This is a genomic window from Halapricum sp. CBA1109 (assembly GCF_009741825.1).
Classification (GTDB): Archaea; Halobacteriota; Halobacteria; order Halobacteriales; family Haloarculaceae; genus Halapricum.
This window is the reverse complement of sequence record NZ_WPCA01000257.1, coordinates 1-1,387: the sequence shown is the minus strand read 5'-3', so window position 1 is coordinate 1,387 and position 1,387 is coordinate 1. Positions and strand designations below refer to the sequence as shown.

The following is a 1,387-nucleotide window of genomic DNA, read 5'->3' as shown; positions in this document are numbered from 1 at the left end:
CGAGGCCGGCGACGGCCCCGAGGACCCGGGCTGGCGAGAACACGGCGACGCCGGCCACCGCGAGCACGGCGACTGCGAGGCCTGCGAGCGCCTGTCTGCGCGTCGCCGTCTCCATCGTTGGGGCTGTTCGCGCCCGGGAGTGAAACCCTTGTGGTCCGTGTGTTTCAATACCGACCGCCACGTTTCCCTCGCCGTGGCCGAAAACACGGTCGAACTCGGCGTGACGCTGCTGGCCCATCTGGAGGACGAACAGTTGGACCTCGCCGACGCCGTCGACCGCATCGAGAGCGTCACGACCGACCCGGCGCTCACCCGCGAGATTCTCGACACCGCCGACCGCCGCGGGATCCTCACCCGCGAGGACGGCATCATTCGCCCCTCCGGCGACGGGTTCGTCCGCTTCGAGAGCCAAGTGGTCGAACGCGACGTCGACGCCGACTGCCGGCGCTGCGGGTCGTCGCTGTCGACTGGCTATTTCATCCGGTTCGACGCCGGCGAGGTCGGTCCGTTCGGCTCCTCGTGCATCCGGAAAGTGACCGGCCGCGAGGATTAATCGAGGGCGGTGTAGGCCGCTCCGAGGACGCCACCGTAGGCCAGATGCCACACCAGCGACGGCGGCGCGACGTTCGGAAACGGCGGTGAGGCCGGCGACCCGACGGTACTCAGCCACACCGGCATCAGCATCGCCGCGAGGACGACCCACGTGAGGACGCCCCAACCGATGCCGGCACCGACGAGTCGCCGTGGTTCATCGAGGCCGACCGCACCGACGATACCGGCGAAGGCGACTCCCAACACGGCCGCGTGGGAGACGTGAACTACCATCCCGACGGCCGCGTTCGCGGGCGGCGCCAGCCCGTACAGTGACGGGATGGCGACCGCCACGGTCGGTTCGTTCATCACCGCGACGAGGACGCCCATCACGAGGCCGCCGGCGATGCCTGCCGCCGTTCCGGCCTTCCAGTTTCCGTCCCGTACCTTGATCGGTTCCGCAGTCTCTGTCGTCGTCGACATACGAGTCCCGGTTCGACGAGACGGGCGTAAAGATCAGCGCGGTCGGGCGCAGTCGTTGGGTTTCCGTCGCCAGCGCACGACCGTCGGCGGGCTAGCGGCCCTGCCTGAGTTCCTCGACGAGTTGCTTGATCGCCTGCTGTTGGTTCCGGAGGAGTTCGTTCTGTCTGTTGACGGCCTCGGTGAGGTCTGCCAGTTGCTCAGTGACCGCTTCGAGGTCCTCCTCCGTGAGGGGGTCCGCTGTCGAGCCCTCGCGCTCGCTCGGCCACTGTTTGGACGCCTCCCGGTCGCGTTTCCGGCGTCGGTCCTCGCTGTCGGCCCGGCTGTCGGTGTCGCGTTTCGACCGACGGCCGCCGGTGTCGCCCGCCGACCGTCG

General features: G+C 69.0%; 2 protein-coding genes and 1 pseudogene. 1 reads left to right on the top strand and 2 read right to left on the bottom strand.

All coding sequences use genetic code 11. The features are described from left to right. The first annotated feature begins 193 nt into the window (after positions 1-193). Complete coding sequence (locus GJ629_RS15805) at positions 194-553, top strand: DUF5830 family protein (RefSeq protein ID WP_370515943.1); 360 nt, start codon at positions 194-196, stop codon at positions 551-553. Here the strand turns inward: GJ629_RS15805 and GJ629_RS15800 are convergent. Together GJ629_RS15800 and GJ629_RS16595 are read right to left on the bottom strand one after the other, a co-directional pair. Then, positions 550-1,014 carry a histidine kinase gene (locus GJ629_RS15800; RefSeq protein ID WP_157513848.1) on the bottom strand — a complete coding sequence of 155 codons (465 nt, stop codon included), beginning with the start codon at positions 1,012-1,014 and terminating at the stop codon, positions 550-552. The genes GJ629_RS15805 and GJ629_RS15800 overlap by 4 nt on opposite strands. A 91-nt stretch (positions 1,015-1,105) precedes the next feature. Further along, positions 1,106-1,387: pseudogene (locus tag GJ629_RS16595) on the bottom strand (hypothetical protein); the annotation flags it as partial.